This is a genomic window from Legionellales bacterium (genome assembly GCA_026125385.1).
GTDB lineage: Bacteria > Pseudomonadota > Gammaproteobacteria > JAHCLG01 > JAHCLG01 > JAHCLG01.
This window is the reverse complement of the sequence record JAHCLG010000041.1, coordinates 1-15,037: the sequence shown is the minus strand read 5'-3', so window position 1 is coordinate 15,037 and position 15,037 is coordinate 1. Positions and strand designations below refer to the sequence as shown.

The window sequence follows — 15,037 nt, the reverse complement described above, 5'->3', positions numbered from 1 at the left end:
TGCGCTCTGTTCCAGGTTTAGATTCTGGTAATTGTACGCTTTACCAGGTACAATTCGGCAACTTTTTATTTTAACTTAGCTCGCATGTTAACTTCCTCACCTCATGTTTTATCCGTGGCTCCCATGATGGATGTCACTCATCGTCATTGCCGCTATTTTCTGCGGTTGCTATCGCCCAATGCCTTGCTTTATACGGAAATGGTGACAACCGGTGCGTTAATTCATGGCGATCGAGAACGTTTTTTACGTTTTGATCCCAAAGAACATCCCATTGCATTGCAACTAGGTGGCTCTAATCCAGACGATCTCGCGCGTTGCGCGCAATTTGCCGTTGAGGCCAACTACGATGAAATCAATTTAAATGTCGGTTGTCCCAGTGATCGCGTACAAGCGGGGAAAATAGGGGCGTGCTTATTTAAAGAACCGAGCCTGGTTGCCGAGTGCGTGCAAGCCATGCGCGAAACCGTGAGCGTGCCCATCACAGTAAAAACCCGTATCGGTGTTGATGATCACGATACCCGCGATCATTTATATACCTTTATTGAACGTATCGCCAATGCGGGCTGCACTATTTTTATTTTGCACGCGCGTAAAGCGTGGCTTAAAGGATTAAGCCCCAAAGAAAATCGCACCATTCCACCTTTGCGCTATGAAATTGTTTATCAACTCGCGCGAGATTTTCCGCATTTAACCTTTATTGGCAATGGTGGTATTGAAAATCTATCTCCAATTACCGAACATTTAACGCAGTTAAATGGCGTGATGTTAGGCAGAATTGTACGTGATGATCCCTATTTTTTAGCGTTGTGTGAACAACAATTATTTCAAACCAACGTATTAACGCGCGAACAAGTGCTTAAAGCCTATTTACCGTATGTCGAGCAACAATGCCAAGAAAACGTCTATTTAAAACATTTACTCAGACCGTTAATTGGTTTATATAAAGGCGAGTCGGGCGCTAAACATTGGCGTCGTTTGATCAGTGAACAAGCCCCCGGTGCAAAATCCAATCCACATTTATTTCATCAGCTCATGGGAGAAGTTAATTTATGGAAGTCGCTGTAGTCGATTATCAATCTAAAAATGCTGCATCGGAATTTACGCATTCTATTAAACACACCGGATTTGCTGTATTAAAAAATCATCTGATTGATAAAGCATCGGTCGATCGCTTATATCAATTATGGGAAACTTTTTTTAATTCTGACGATAAATATCAATATCGTTTTAATCCTGAAACGCAAGATGGCTTTTTTCCGTTTGAACACTCAGAAACGGCAAAAGGTTATAACGTACGTGATTTAAAAGAATTCTTTCATGCCTATCCCTGGGGGCAAATGCCCGATTTTTTGCGCGAAGAAACCTTAGAGATGTATCAACGGTTAAATAATTTGGCGATTGAATTATTAGATTGGATCGAAAAAAATACGCCTGATGAAATTCGTCAAAAATTATCAATGCCATTAAGTGACATGGTAAAAAATAATCCGCGTACGTTATTTCGAATTTTACATTATCCACCATTACCCGATAATGTACCCGAAGGGGCAGTGCGTGCTGCTGCGCATGAAGATATTAATTTAATTACTCTATTATTAGCTGCTACTGAAACGGGCTTAGAAGTAAAAGATGCTGAAGGCCAGTGGCACACAGTGCCGTGTGATCACGGGATGATTGCGGTGAATGCCGGTGACATGTTGCAATTAGCAACTGAGTATTATTATCGTTCCACCACTCATCGTGTGATCAATCCACAGGGCGAGGCCGCGAAACGTTCGCGTTTTTCGATGCCGCTATTTTTGCATGCGCGCGATGACGTATTATTAGCCGAAAATAAAACCGCCACCCAATATCGTCTCGAGCGTTTAAAAGAACTTGGACTCATCAAATCATGATGTATTTATTCTCTCAGATTATTGGCATGATAGGTGTGGTGATCATTTTAGTCAGTTATTTTTTAGTGCAAACAGAGCGAATAAAAGCCACTCAACTGGCTTATCCCTGCTGGAATTTAGGTGGATCACTTTTAATTTTATTTTCACTATTTTTCGCTTGGAATTTTCCTTCCGTGGTAATTGAAATTTCTTGGATTTCAATTAGTCTCTATGGCATTTTCCATATTTTGCATAAGCAAAAAATCGTTAGCACGGAAGGGTGACAGAGTTTTGTTGAAGTAAACCCACCTCGCAACAGCAGTGCTTGGCTATTTAAATAGTCATTTTTCTTGATATTAACCAAGGACGATAGACCACATTTCTTAAAATATTATGACAGAGCAATAAAAAAATAAATGAAAAGTTCCTGGCATATTTTTCCGTCTCAACTATGTTTAAAAATGAAAACATTAGTGGAGATATATCATGGATACAATAATAAACCCTTCAACTGAATTAGCGCGCCGTTTCCAAAATAATGCAGAGGATATCAACCTTAAAACAATGACCAAACAAAACGAAGTGCTTATCAAAAAGGGCTAGAAATAGTTGAAGGTGCGGTAACTACTGGTACGGGAATTGCGGTGTTAGCGATGAGCTCTGCCGCTGCTTTAACAAATCCAGTTGGCTGGGCATTATTGGGTGTAAGCCTTGCCACTTTTGCTGGGACAAAATTATATCAGCTTATTCATTATTTGAGAAAGGACTCACCTGATACTGCGATGCCAATTTTTTGTCGAACTAAAAATGATGAGGAGCGTTTAACGTTAGCCACCAGGCTGTATGAAATCAGTTTGCCGTGTAATCGCGACATGCTAATTAACGATACTGAAGCGGCTAAGTTGCATAATAATCAACTTATCGCAGCGCTGGCATTAGGTGCATTATTATTTTTTGAGGTAAAAACACTGCCTGAAAATGATTTTGATTGGGTTCAGCATAATCAAATTATTTTTGATAAAATACAAAGCCTAGGCATTAGTGGTTTGTGTGAGGCGCTAAAATTTCCGCGAAAAATTCACCGTGATACCTTGGTAGGATCGATTAATCTCGAAAATCACTCAGCAGTGGATAACACGACGTCTACAACCATGCCGAGAATAAGTGTTAACCCTGGAAGAAATTCTTCAGGATTTTATGCTCCCCCTCGCCGTGCAACACACACTGAAAATAATATCGCCGCTTTAGCGACAACTTCCACTCCCCAATTAAGTCTGCAGCCGAGTGGTGGATAAATCAGTCGCATTTTCGATAATTGACTGTTAAGATACTCTTTGTTCTTATTAACGAAGAGTATCTTCATTGTAGGGCGTGTTGACAATTTTACTCTGCTGGCCGTATCTCGTTGATTTTTTGTGCTCCGCTGCTCATTTACTTCGTGTAAACTGCGCTGCGGTGCTCAAAAATCAACAAGCTACGTCTCAGCATAGCGAATTGTCAACACGCCCTAAGGATTGTCACAATATGCAAAAATACCAGTGGATGGTGGGTTTTATTATGCAAAGTATTCTTATGAGTGTAACGGCTTTTGCGCAGGCAAGCCCCCTTCATTGGAATATTTTATTGGGTCTGAGTCAAAGCGCCTTAGCCGTTGGTGATATAACATTGCCATTCGGTGAGAGAGATACGCAAGCCGGTAAAAAATATAATGCGAATTTGTCATGGGGTGTCGGCATTGATTATCACACTCCTGCTAAAAATCATTCACATTATCAATTAACCCTGTATCAACTCAATCGTGCTCAAAATGGGACAGTGTATCAATTTGGTAATCCTCAATTTAATAATTATTTTTATCATTTTAAAACTAAAACCTATCGCTTAATGTTAGGTTATCAATACGATTTTAATTCTATTTTAAATAAAATGATCCCTTGGCTCGGTATTGAGGCGGGATTAGCGCGAGTGACTACCGCTTATAACGAAGTTCCAAATTATCAAGAAGGAATTAATAGTGGCGACATCGATTTATTCAAACGTACTCACTATTCGTTTGTTTATTCTCTTAATGTAGGCTTACGCTACCCACTGTATCGCGCGCTTTCTGCGGGAATACGCTATCAATTTACCGATTTTGGACATATCCGTACTTCAACTGTTGCCAATAATAATATTCAACTGCTAGAACCGATCACATCACGTTTTTATATCCACAGTGTATTTTTAAACTTACTTTTTCAGGTGTAAATAATGAAATTTAATTTTTTAAAAATGATGATTTTAAGCTTAATTATATTCTGCAACTCTGTTTTTGCAGCTCCGGTAATTTATTTAGGTATTCAACCCACCAAACAAGTGATTAGCTTTGGAGCAAATCAAAAAGCCTATTCGCTATTATTTTATGTGGTGAATCAAACCAGTGCAGCGGTGCCAATTTCTAATTTTTCATTAAACTTAACAACAACACCTGCACCCACCCCCAACCCATTATCCAATATTACTTATACGAACGATTGCAATAATGTGATCCCAGCCAGCGGCCCACAAGGCGTATGTAATATTCACGTCAATTTTTTAGCAACTGGCAATCAAGCTGGTGTAGCTCCTACGCTTGCTCATTTAAATTATACGTTTTCATTTGATTATGGTGCACGTAACACCCAGTTTACTTCTAATTCATTCACCTTATCCTTTGCAACTGGTGCGGCGGTTGCTTTAAATGCGCGAACGTTTACATTTAATAATAAATGCACGTATCCCGTTAATTTTGGCATTGCCTCGAGTGCCGTAGAAAGTATCACGGCGGCGATTGCGGGCGATAGCTACAGTTGCGCGGCTAATAGTGATTGTTATCCTGGTTCAAAATGTATCGCGATTTCACCGACGGTTAATCATTGTTTTTGGGAAAATCCGGCACCGACTGGAAATAATTATACGCTCGCGGCGAATACCGGAACGACCACGGTGACTTTTCCTGTTTATGATAATGGTATCGCCGTGCAATGGAGTGGTGGAATTGCCGCGCGCACTCATTGTGTGAATGGGGTATGTGAAACCGCCGATTGTGGCGCATCCACTCCAGGAACGAATAGTGGTTGTGAGTTAGGCAAAGGATTTCAGCAGCCGGTTACTGCGGCAGAATTTACGTTATTAGGTGAAAGCAATTCACAATCTACGGTGAGTGGTAACGTCGCGCAAGATACTTATGATGTGACCATTATTAATGGATTTAATGTGCCCGTAAAAATGGCGCCGACGGATACCACACTGTGGGGTGGGGCAAGTGCCCCTTATACCTGTGGCAATCCTGGCGATAATACCGCGCAATCACCCTTGGGTGCGTGTAATTGGACATTCACACCACCGTCGAATGATTATGTATGGGTACGCTACGATGCGGGTGCGGCCAATTGTTTACCTGGAGGGGGCTGTGCGGCAGGCGGAGAAGAGTGTGGTTTAAGTTATAATCCGGCGGGCGCTTCGGGTGCCAAATTTGCTAAAAAATGTGGAATACCGCTAGGATATTGGACAGCCGATTCCGTGTGTGCTTTAGATGAAAACAATGCCACAGCGCCGTTTAATTGCACCACCGTCGTGCAAAATGGTTTAAAAGCTAATGTGCTTTATGGATGTAGTAGTGGTGAGTTGAAAAATTCGTGTTACAGTAATGGCGCGGTGAATACGTGCTGTGGTTGCGTGAATTGGAATACGGTTGCGGGGATTACGGTGCCAGCGGCTCCAATTACCAATCAATGTTTGGCTCAAAATACGGTGTGGCAAACGCTGTCACAACCAAAAATTGAATTTCTGAAAAAAGCGTGCCCCACGGCGTATACCTATCCTTATGATGATGCGAGTTCTACCTTTAGTTGTGCGAAATTAAATTCATCGAAAGTGAATGTGGTGAATTATACGATTACGTTTTGTCCGGCAGGGTAAATAATTAGAAATGTTAAGCGCTGTGCTGAGTTAGTTTATTAGGTATTGAAAACTCGACAGCAGCGCTTAATATTCACTTGTAAAAAATAGTTTACGATATTCTAAATTAAATATAAAACGTGTTAATTTGATTCGTAAACGTTTGACTGGTTAAATCTGGCCAATGAGCTTTATCAAAGCCTGGCGCATTTTTTAAGCGTTCTTTGCTTTCATTAATCACAAAGGCATTTTTATCTGGCTCATAAGATAAACTTTTCCAGGGCAGTGGGAATAATTTATCGCCAATTCCCATAATTCCGCCGAAGGATAATACTGCATATTCAACATTACCCTCGTATTTATTTAACACTAATTCTTCAATTTTTCCTAAATTATTATCTTCTTGATTAATGACTTTAACGCCAATGACTTGATCGGTTTTAACGAGATTGTGACTGAGTTCACTCATGATAAGTCTCCTTGTATGAAAATGTATTTTTAATGGAAAATTAATTTAATACGATAAATACTTAGGTCGAATGTGAAATTTTTTAAAAAAAGTCGAAATAAGTTAATGGTATAGTTAATAATTGAAAATAATTGACCATTAAAAATGTGTTTTTAACAGGATCATTAAATAAAAATTCAATTTTTATTTAATCTAAAAAAATAATAACATACTATGAGTGCAGTCGCAAATGGGTGTGGTTGGCGCAGTTAAAATCGATTAATTAATATTCACTTGGGCTAATTATCAACCGCACTAAATGTTTCGCTCATAAACAATAACCCCATGCTGGTGAATATGTTTTAATAATTTGGGATTATCGATCATATTTAATGCAATAAGATCAAAATTTTATTATTGTCGAAATGGTCAATGATCCGCATAAAGGTGGCGTAGGTCTGATTGAAGTTTTGTAACCGTTGTTGCCAACGCAATTCATCAGACATTATCAACTCCTAAGATTAAGCCGATAATTGCAAATCATCCATCATCGCTTTTAAAAAACGAGTGGCTTCGCCGCCAGTGATGGCGCGATGATCCACCGTAATGGAAAGCGGTAGAATTTTATGGATAGCGCTTTCACCTTGGTGAGCAACCACTTCTTCGCGAATTTTGCCACAGCCAATAATGGCAACACAGGGTGGTGCGATCACTGGATTGGCATAGCGTCCGGCAATCGATCCAAAATTCGATAGCATGATGGTAGCACCTTGTAATTCATTGGCAGGAATAGAACGATCGGACACTTGTTGCTTAAAGCGATTGATCGTGGCGCGTTGAGTCGATAAATCCATTTGCCCCACATTTTTTAATACCGGCACAAATAAACCTTCTGGCGAATCCATAGCAATACCTAAATCAATTTGGCTATGAAGTTTGCGCGCTAATTGAGCATTATCAAACCAGGCATTGAGCTCGGGTTGTGCTTTTACCGCAACAATTACAGCCCGAATAATTCGGAGAGTAATATCGGTTTTTGGCGTCCACGCATGAATATCGGCATCGTCGATAATGGTGACTGGGACAATCGTTTGATGAGATTGGGTCATGGCAAGCGCCATCGCACGGCGCACGCCACGTAATGGTTCAGCACCTGGAATGCTGGTAGTACGAGCTTGATTTGCCTCTGCAAGTTTAGGCTGAGATTTTGCTAATTTCACATCATTTGCGGTAATGCGTCCATTGGGGCCTGTACCAGTAATCGTAGTTAAATCCACATTTAAACTTTTAGCCAGCGCTCGCACGGCGGGAATAGCTTGAATGCTATCGGTGGTTGAAGATTTGGGTATAATGCCCATGGGATTTTCGTTAATCACTTCATTCGCAACTTTAATATTCCCGACTACCGTGCCAGAATCTTCTTTCACCGTATGATGACTATGACTGGTATCCGCGATGCCATCGTCTACGGTAAATTCAAGCAACGGATGTCCCGTTTTAATAATATCGCCCACTTTACCGTAAAGTTTTTGAATGGTACCCGCACGAGGTGAGGGCACTTCTACCACCGCTTTGGCAGTTTCCATGGCAGCAATTGGTTGATCGAGTTCTACCGTGTCGCCTTCTTTGATAAACCATTGGTGAATTTCCGCATCGGGTAAACCTTCGCCTAAATCGGGTAAATTAAAAATTTTCATGCAAACTCCATGACTTTGTTAACGGCATTGATAATGCGTTGTTCATTGGGAATATAATATTTTTCATTTTTAAAATAAGGCATTGGGGTATCGTATCCCGTCACGCGTTGGATGGGCGCTTGTAAATCCAACAAGGCGTGTTCGGCAATATTTGCGGCAATTTCCGCGCCAATTCCACCTGTTTTCGCCGCTTCGTGCACGATCACGCAGCGTCCAGTTTTAGTGACGGAATTTAAAATAGTTTCCATATCAATTGGTTTTACCGTCGCCACATCAATTACTTCTGCACTGATACCGTGCTGGTGTAATAATTCTGCGGCTTTTAAAGTTTCGGTTAATTGCGCTCCCCAAGAAACTAACGTGACGTCACTGCCTTCGCGTAACACAAAACACGTGTCTAGGGGTAGTGCTTTTCCATCATCGGGAACATTTTGTTTAACGAGACGATAAATACGCTTTGGCTCTAAAAAAATGACTGGATCCGGATCGCGAATGGCGGCTAACAATAATCCATAAGCACGAGCAGGCGAGGAGGGGATCACGACACGCACCCCAGGAATGTGAGCAAAAATCGCTTCGGTACTTTCTGAATGATGTTCGGGTGCGTGAATGCCACCGCCAAATGGTGCGCGAAATACCGCAGGACACGATAAGCGCCCGCGCGTGCGATTACGCATGCGTGCGGCATGATTAATGATTTCATCGTAAGCGGGATAAATAAATCCCATGAATTGAAATTCAGCCACCGGTTTCAAACCTTGCACCGCCATGCCCACGGCAAGACCTGCAATCATCGATTCAGCGAGTGGGGTATCCATTACGCGCTCTGGGCCGAATTTATCGAGCAAACCTAAAGTAGCGCGAAAAACCCCACCATTTTTGCCAATGTCTTCGCCGAGCACCATTACGGTTTCATCGTGTTTCATTTCGTAAGCCAGTGCTTGAGTCACTGCTTCGACTAAAGTAATTTCTGGCATATTATTCTCCTATGGCAACCAATTCGGCGTATTGATCGGCAAGTGCGTCGGGTAATTGGGCATAAAGATAATCGAGCATTGCTTCCGGTGGTTGGGGTGGGCGACTTTCGTATTCTGCCACGGCGTCTTGTATTAATTGTTTTATTTCATTATCGAGTGCCGTTTCTTTGGCCTCATCCCAAACATTTTGTGCCGTTAAATAGAGTTTTAAACGCAGGATCGGTTCTTTTTTCCAGGCTTCATCGGCGATGGCTTTATCGGCATAGCGTGACGCATCGTCTGCTGTCGTGTGATCGCATAAGCGATAAGTAATCGCTTCAATAACACTTGGACCTTTGCCTTGACGTGCGCGTGCTAGCGCATTATTCATGGCGTGAGTCACCGCAATCACATCGTTACCATCGACTCGCTCAGAGTGAATGCCAGCCGCAATGCCTTTTTGAGCGAGAGTTTGGGTAGCGGTTTGTTTGGTGATTGGCACGGAAATCGCCCATTGATTATTATTAATCACAAATACGGTAGGTAAATTCCAAATACCCGCCACATTTAAGGCTTCGTAAAAATCGCCTTGAGAGGTACCGCCATCGCCAATGACGGAAACCGAAACGCGAGGTTGTTTGCGATATTGAAACGCTTTGGCAATGCCAGCGGCATGCAAGCACTGAGTGGCAATTGGCACACACAGCGGCATGTCTTGGCGCGCATCTTGAAAATCGCTGCCGCGTTCATCACCGCCCCAGTAGGAAAAAATGTCGGACAATTTTACCCCGCGTTGAAACATTGCAGCATATTCACGATAGGCAGGGCAGAGCACATCCTCTTTTTGCATAGCATGACCAATGCCAACACCAATCGCTTCTTGCCCCAGTGGTGAGGCATAGGTGCCGAGTTTTCCAGTGCGTTGTAACGCCACCGCTTTGGTATCAAATTGACGGGTGATTTTCATCCAACGATATAATTGAATTAAGGTATCGGTGTTTTTAGCAAATTCTGGCAAGTCTTGTAACACTTTGCCATTGGCATCTAAAAACGCTGAATAATGAATTTCAAAAGTGGCTGTTAGAGTCACTTTATATTACTCCTGTTATGAAAGACCTAAAATTTCTTTCGCCATTTTATCGACCACAAGATGCGTTGCTTGCTTATCGCGCTCAGAACGTGCAAAGACTTCTAATAAACGATCATAAATTTTTTCGAGATTGGCACGAATGGTTTCTTCACTTTCACCATAATATAAAGAGCACGCATAAATTAATCCACCGGCATTAATTAAATAATCGGGTGCGTAAAGAATATCTTTTTCAAATAAAATATTACCATGCTTGGGTTTTTCTAATTGATTATTCGCACAGCCGGCAATAATCGGTGCGTTAATTTTTCCGATAGTCTGATCGTTAATCGTGCCGCCGAGGGCGCAGGGCGCGAAAATATCGCAAGCAATGCTGGTAGCTTCATCAAGTGTGACAGGCGTTGCATTAAATTGTTGGACGCAATTTAATACAGCTTGTTGATTAACATCACACACGGTAAGCTTAGCACCGTGTTCGTGTAAAATTTTAGCGAGCGCAATACCCACTTGTCCAACACCTTGCAGGACCACATGAATGTTTTTAAAATCAGTTTTTTTCAATTTATATTCAAGTGCGGCTTTCATGCCATAAAAACAACCCATTGCGGTAAAAGGTGCAGGATTACCGCTGTGTCCTTGTCGAGTATTGCTGGCAACATAACTGGTTTTGCGCGCAATAATATTCATATCGGTTTCTGTGGTGCCGCTATCCATCGCTGTAATGTAGCGTCCCCCGATTTCTTGCACAAACTCACCGAAGGTTTCAAAAAATATTTCGCGATTATCGAGGGTTTTGGGTTTTAAAATAACGGATTTACCGCCGCCTAATTTTAAATGCGCGAGTGCGGCTTTATAGCTCATCGATTGCGCCAAACGCATGACATCTTTGAGTGCCGAGAGGGTGTTAGGATATTCGATAAACCGACAACCCCCAAGGGCAGGTCCGAGCTTAGTATTGTGGATCGCGACAATGGCGTGTAAGCCAGTTTTTTTATCGCGTTTAAAATGAATATCTTCAAATTGAAATTCTTCCATTAAAGTAAACAAATCACCATTTTCTGTGTTGCTAAGCAACATGTCAGTGGGTTTTGCTTCTAACGCCGCCATGGATTTTATCCTCTCAATAGATAGTTTGAGCGTCAGAGTAACAGAATTAAAAAACTTGTAAATCCTTTGACATAATATTTTTATAGATCCCCAATAAAAGAAATGGTATGTTGCAGTGCGTAGCCTGTAGTCCATAGCCTGAAACGTAGCGCAAGCCGTAGCGTGGAACGTAGCGCAGCCGTAGCCTGGAACGTAGCGCAGCGAAGATCCAGGATCCAAAGTAAAAAAATACTTCGATCTTTAAATTTTACGTAAATAAGATTAAGATTTTTTTATTAAGAATTGGGTTATGTGGCGATCGAAGTTTTTTTGATCCTGGATCTTCGCTGCGCTACGTTCCAGGCTACAGGCTGCGCTACGTTCCAGGCTACATGCTACGCTCCGATCCAGGCCAAAATTCCCAAAACATCAACCGAGGAGATGTTGACGATGAAATTGCTAATGCGTTTAACGATATTCACTTTTTTATTTATTTCTTGTTTTGCCTTCGCAGCAACTCCCGCGCAGCCGATTTTAAATCAAGTGAGTTTTCAATTAAAGGCGGAACAATGGGCGAGCACACAATCGGCAAAAGTTACGGTCATGGTGAATGCTTCATTAAATACCGGTGGTTTGGAACAAATTCATGCCCAACTACTCAAACAATTAACGCAATTATCGGCGCAAGGTGAGTGGCATATTACGCGTTTTTATCGCAATCAAGATCAATCCGGGTTGGAAAATTTACAAATCAGTGCTGAAGCACGGTTGCCCAATAACGCGTTAGCGAATTTACGCGATGTCGCAAAAAAAATCAGTAAACCGGGGGAAACGTTTACCATTCAAGCCATCGATTATTCCCCGTCACTGATGGAAGTTGAAAAAGTGCGGAGTCTATTACGCAATTCGATTTATCAGCAAGCGCAAGACGAATTAACTCGTTTAAATAAAATTTATCCCGATGCGCATTTCACCTTGCACGCCATTGATTTTAATCCCATGCAAATTATGCCGATGGCCCGCATGACCAATGAGTTAGTGCGCGTCTCACCCACGCAAAATAATGCCGCTGATGCCACACTGGCAATTAACGACAAAATCACCATGATGGCGAATATTCAATTAGCGTCGGTGATGCATGCTAATAATTAATTATCCGCGGGTTTTCGCGCATCGCGGTGCCAGTGCGTATTGCATTGAAAATACTCTCACGGCCATGCGCTATGCTGCTGAATTGGGCGCCACCTGGGTTGAGCTTGATGTGCAATTAACGCGAGATAATCACGTGGTAGTATTTCATGATGAGAATTTAATTCGTTTATGCGGATTGAAAACCACGATCGCTGGCAGCACGCTTAACGAGTTACAAAAAATAACGTTTGCCAATTCGGATGAAGTCATTCCAACGCTGGCAGAAATGTTACGAGTACTCGCCGAGCAGCGTTTAAGCGTGAATGTTGAAATTAAACTACCCTCGCATGACTTGGAAAGCTTAGTTAAAAATACCTTAACCCTTATTCAAACTTATGAAGCAGCGTTACCAAACCCCGTGATAGTCTCCAGTTTTTCGTGGGAGGCTTTAGCACTGCTACGTGAATTCGATGCCGAGATTGCCATCGCATTATTAAGCATGCGCGATAAAAAAAATCTGCTCGCAACCGCTAAAGCATTAAATGCCTGCGCCATCCATATCGCTGCCAATGCTGTCACCCCAAAGCTTATTCAAGCGTGTCACGCTGAACATCTCAAGGTCGGCGTGTTTACCGTGAATGAAAAGGCGCGCGCGCAGCAATTATTTACGATGGGGGTGGATGGGGTGTTTAGTGATGTGGTGGATCGGTTGGGATAAATAATTGAATATTTAATATATTTAAGAGAAAATCATTCATTGAATTTAGTAGTTATGAAGAGCAAGGTCATAATTTAATAATAAGTAGAATTTTTGTCATATTTAGTTCATGTTTTGAGTGTATAGTTAAAACGTAAAAAGCATTTCACAGTCTGAATTAACTGAAAGTGAAACATGCAAAAAAAATAAAAGTAAATTTCAAAATTAATTTAAGGGGTTACTATGCTAGGTGGTCATGAAGAAATCTTTCAATTTGATGAGGATTTATCCAACTCTCAAGCATTACCAACAACACCAATGTCTCTCGCAACACCATTATCTACTCCTAACAATAGTACAGCGAATTCATCGTTTAATTTTCATTCTGAAGATATAAATACTAATAAATCGGGCGCATCAACAGATAGTGAGTGCCCTCATAATAGTACGAGCCATAATGCTAACCTATCCAGGCCTTCTTCTCATACCATGCTTGTTCGTAAACCAGGAAATGGTTCTTCAAAATCAAAGCTATTTCCTATAGCTTCAAAGTTTGGAACACCTCTTTCTAGCTACACAGAAAGTCAATTCAAAAAAAATGCCGAATCTTGCGTAGTAGCGGAGGCACCACCCTCACCAACACTAACAGAAGATGAGCAATATGAATTATCTCATCATGGAATAAATACTTCCGATTATCAATTTTTTACCAAATTCCAACAAGCTGAATTAGTTTTTCAAAATAGTCATCCTACCCACTCTAATCAATCTCTTACTGGGCATCAGGTGGTTGGTTATGCAAATTCCTCTAACGACTTACCAAATAATACTCAATCTATTTTATCTTGTTTGAAGGATACTCATTCTTCTTCTTATGGTTCGGAAGCTGAATCCAGCTATGACAATACTAAACCTTGTAGTGGTGGTGGATTTAATACAGGTTTTTTTGACTTAGAAGAAGTTGATAACTCATCTTATAAGTCAGATCTTGAAGAAGACCCAGAGGATGTCCAATTGCCGCAGTTAGGTTATCAATTAGAAAAAGAGCCTGAGAAAATCATGGAGCAATCTAACTCTAATGGGGGGGGGGCGGACAACACAAAGCCCAGAATCACCTGGTATTACTACTAGTAATACCCCTAGCCAAAAGAAGATTCAATCAACTTCCGCACTGTCAACCCCTGCACCAGGATTGAAAACACAACAATCGAATACGTAATCGTAATAATCTCATCCTTCACCGGCCCGTCGGGGAGGGATAGCGCAAGCGCAATGGAAATGCCGCCGCGCAATCCTCCCCAGGTCATGATCATCACAGCACGATGTTTAAATTCTTGATATTTTCCCCACCACACCAGCGGCGCATAAACGCTAACCAATCTCGCCAGTAATACAATGGGAATGGCAAACAATGCCGAGTAAATCGCCGCGTGACTCACTTGTAAACGAATTAATTCCAAACCAATTAACATGAATAAGAGCGAGGTTAATACTTCATCGATCATTTCCCAAAAGCCATCGAGCAATTGCACGGTACGTTTGGCGATTAAGCCATGGCGTAACGCAGATCCCACCATTAATCCTGAAGTTACCATGGCAATGGGGCCGGAGCAGCCGATTTGTTGCACCAATAAATAACCGCCGCTGACTAAGCTTAAGGTGATTAATATCGCCACTTGCAAATTATTCATGCCTTTTAAAAAGCCGATGGTCACATAACCTAATAGGATTCCACAGACTAAACCTCCGCCTAATTGTTGGATGAATAACAGTAAAATGCTGTAGCCAGAAAGTGTCGAACTTCCCGTATAAAACGTTAACATAATGCTGAATAATACAATGCCGATACCATCGTTATATAACGATTCACCGGCAATTTTAATTTCAAGTTTTTTAGGGGCATTAGCATTTTTTAAGGCGCCGAGTACGGCAATCGGATCGGTGGGGGAAATTAAAGCGCCAAAGGTTAAACAATCAATGAGCGGAAAATAGATATTAAATAATCGTGAAAGATAAAAAATTAAAAAGCCAGTGACCAAGGTTGAAATAATTACTCCTACAGTTGCAAGCATAAAAATAATGTATTTGTGTTCGGCAAGTTCGGCGGTATTAATGTGAAGACTACCAGCGAATAATAAAA

The 15,037-nt window shown here is 41.5% G+C and carries 15 protein-coding genes; 9 read left to right on the top strand and 6 right to left on the bottom strand.

What is annotated here, in order from left to right; all coding sequences use genetic code 11:
• Nucleotides 1-84 precede the first annotated feature (84 nt).
• The 6 genes from dusA to KIT27_11425 all read left to right on the top strand — a co-directional run bounded on the left by dusA (nucleotide 85) and on the right by KIT27_11425 (nucleotide 5,813).
• Nucleotides 85-1,065 (top strand): tRNA dihydrouridine(20/20a) synthase DusA, encoded by a 981-nt coding sequence (gene dusA, locus KIT27_11450; GenBank protein ID MCW5590262.1) that lies wholly within the window; start codon nucleotides 85-87, stop codon nucleotides 1,063-1,065.
• Complete coding sequence (locus KIT27_11445; GenBank protein ID MCW5590261.1) at nucleotides 1,050-1,895, top strand: isopenicillin N synthase family oxygenase; 846 nt, start codon at nucleotides 1,050-1,052, stop codon at nucleotides 1,893-1,895. Before dusA ends, KIT27_11445 begins: the two co-directional genes overlap by 16 nt.
• Entirely contained in the window at nucleotides 1,892-2,158 is a 267-nt protein-coding gene (locus KIT27_11440; GenBank protein MCW5590260.1) for a hypothetical protein, read from the top strand. Before KIT27_11445 ends, KIT27_11440 begins: the two co-directional genes overlap by 4 nt.
• Before the next feature lie 369 nt (nucleotides 2,159-2,527).
• A complete protein-coding gene (locus tag KIT27_11435) occupies nucleotides 2,528-3,169 on the top strand; it encodes a hypothetical protein (GenBank protein MCW5590259.1) in 642 nt (213 codons plus the stop codon).
• A gap of 229 nt (nucleotides 3,170-3,398) precedes the next feature.
• Nucleotides 3,399-4,121: an outer membrane beta-barrel protein gene (locus KIT27_11430; protein ID MCW5590258.1), complete on the top strand. Its 723-nt coding sequence runs from the start codon at nucleotides 3,399-3,401 to the stop codon at nucleotides 4,119-4,121.
• A gap of 3 nt (nucleotides 4,122-4,124) precedes the next feature.
• On the top strand, nucleotides 4,125-5,813 hold the full coding sequence (locus KIT27_11425; protein MCW5590257.1) for a hypothetical protein: 1,689 nt from the start codon (nucleotides 4,125-4,127) through the stop codon (nucleotides 5,811-5,813).
• A 106-nt stretch (nucleotides 5,814-5,919) separates the two neighbouring features.
• On the opposite strand, the gene KIT27_11420 is transcribed toward KIT27_11425, so the two are convergent.
• The 5 genes from KIT27_11420 to KIT27_11400 form a co-directional block, all read right to left on the bottom strand.
• Complete coding sequence (locus tag KIT27_11420; GenBank protein MCW5590256.1) at nucleotides 5,920-6,261, bottom strand: PRC-barrel domain-containing protein; 342 nt, start codon at nucleotides 6,259-6,261, stop codon at nucleotides 5,920-5,922.
• A 500-nt stretch (nucleotides 6,262-6,761) separates the two neighbouring features.
• Nucleotides 6,762-7,937: a 2-oxo acid dehydrogenase subunit E2 gene (locus tag KIT27_11415; GenBank protein MCW5590255.1), complete on the bottom strand. Its 1,176-nt coding sequence runs from the start codon at nucleotides 7,935-7,937 to the stop codon at nucleotides 6,762-6,764.
• Complete coding sequence (locus KIT27_11410; protein ID MCW5590254.1) at nucleotides 7,934-8,914, bottom strand: alpha-ketoacid dehydrogenase subunit beta; 981 nt, start codon at nucleotides 8,912-8,914, stop codon at nucleotides 7,934-7,936. The genes KIT27_11415 and KIT27_11410 overlap by 4 nt, the downstream gene beginning before the upstream one ends.
• Nucleotide 8,915: 1 nt before the next feature.
• Nucleotides 8,916-9,983 (bottom strand): pyruvate dehydrogenase (acetyl-transferring) E1 component subunit alpha, encoded by a 1,068-nt coding sequence (pdhA, locus tag KIT27_11405; protein ID MCW5590253.1) that lies wholly within the window; start codon nucleotides 9,981-9,983, stop codon nucleotides 8,916-8,918.
• A 15-nt stretch (nucleotides 9,984-9,998) separates the two neighbouring features.
• Nucleotides 9,999-11,018, bottom strand: a complete 1,020-nt coding sequence (locus tag KIT27_11400) for a Glu/Leu/Phe/Val dehydrogenase (protein MCW5590252.1) — start codon at nucleotides 11,016-11,018, stop codon at nucleotides 9,999-10,001.
• Between the two features lie 501 nt (nucleotides 11,019-11,519).
• Between KIT27_11400 and KIT27_11395 the strand changes: the two genes are divergently transcribed.
• The 3 genes from KIT27_11395 (at nucleotide 11,520) to KIT27_11385 (ending at nucleotide 14,028) form a co-directional block, all read left to right on the top strand.
• The gene (locus tag KIT27_11395; GenBank protein ID MCW5590251.1) at nucleotides 11,520-12,221 is read left to right on the top strand and encodes a hypothetical protein; all 702 of its coding nucleotides are present in this window, start codon (nucleotides 11,520-11,522) and stop codon (nucleotides 12,219-12,221) included.
• A complete protein-coding gene (locus tag KIT27_11390) occupies nucleotides 12,208-12,918 on the top strand; it encodes a hypothetical protein (protein MCW5590250.1) in 711 nt (236 codons plus the stop codon). The genes KIT27_11395 and KIT27_11390 overlap by 14 nt, the downstream gene beginning before the upstream one ends.
• Nucleotides 12,919-13,140: 222 nt before the next feature.
• Nucleotides 13,141-14,028 (top strand): hypothetical protein, encoded by an 888-nt coding sequence (locus KIT27_11385; GenBank protein ID MCW5590249.1) that lies wholly within the window; start codon nucleotides 13,141-13,143, stop codon nucleotides 14,026-14,028.
• 8 nt (nucleotides 14,029-14,036) lie between these two features.
• On the opposite strand, the gene KIT27_11380 is transcribed toward KIT27_11385, so the two are convergent.
• Nucleotides 14,037-15,037: sodium:proton antiporter (locus KIT27_11380; protein MCW5590248.1), on the bottom strand; the 1,001-nt coding region annotated here is incomplete at its 5' end.

Coding starts and splice junctions, on each gene's coding strand:
- KIT27_11395 (MCW5590251.1), top strand. CDS start 11,520: ATGAAATTGCTAATGCGTTTAACGATATTCACTTTTTTATTTATTTCT.
- KIT27_11385 (MCW5590249.1), top strand. CDS start 13,141: ATGCTAGGTGGTCATGAAGAAATCTTTCAATTTGATGAGGATTTATCC.
- dusA (MCW5590262.1), top strand. CDS start 85: ATGTTAACTTCCTCACCTCATGTTTTATCCGTGGCTCCCATGATGGAT.
- KIT27_11415 (MCW5590255.1), bottom strand. CDS start 7,937: ATGAAAATTTTTAATTTACCCGATTTAGGCGAAGGTTTACCCGATGCG.
- KIT27_11425 (MCW5590257.1), top strand. CDS start 4,125: ATGAAATTTAATTTTTTAAAAATGATGATTTTAAGCTTAATTATATTC.
- KIT27_11390 (MCW5590250.1), top strand. CDS start 12,208: ATGCTAATAATTAATTATCCGCGGGTTTTCGCGCATCGCGGTGCCAGT.
- KIT27_11410 (MCW5590254.1), bottom strand. CDS start 8,914: ATGCCAGAAATTACTTTAGTCGAAGCAGTGACTCAAGCACTGGCTTAC.
- KIT27_11420 (MCW5590256.1), bottom strand. CDS start 6,261: ATGAGTGAACTCAGTCACAATCTCGTTAAAACCGATCAAGTCATTGGC.
- KIT27_11400 (MCW5590252.1), bottom strand. CDS start 11,018: ATGGAAGAATTTCAATTTGAAGATATTCATTTTAAACGCGATAAAAAA.
- KIT27_11435 (MCW5590259.1), top strand. CDS start 2,528: ATGAGCTCTGCCGCTGCTTTAACAAATCCAGTTGGCTGGGCATTATTG.
- KIT27_11445 (MCW5590261.1), top strand. CDS start 1,050: ATGGAAGTCGCTGTAGTCGATTATCAATCTAAAAATGCTGCATCGGAA.
- KIT27_11430 (MCW5590258.1), top strand. CDS start 3,399: ATGCAAAAATACCAGTGGATGGTGGGTTTTATTATGCAAAGTATTCTT.
- KIT27_11440 (MCW5590260.1), top strand. CDS start 1,892: ATGATGTATTTATTCTCTCAGATTATTGGCATGATAGGTGTGGTGATC.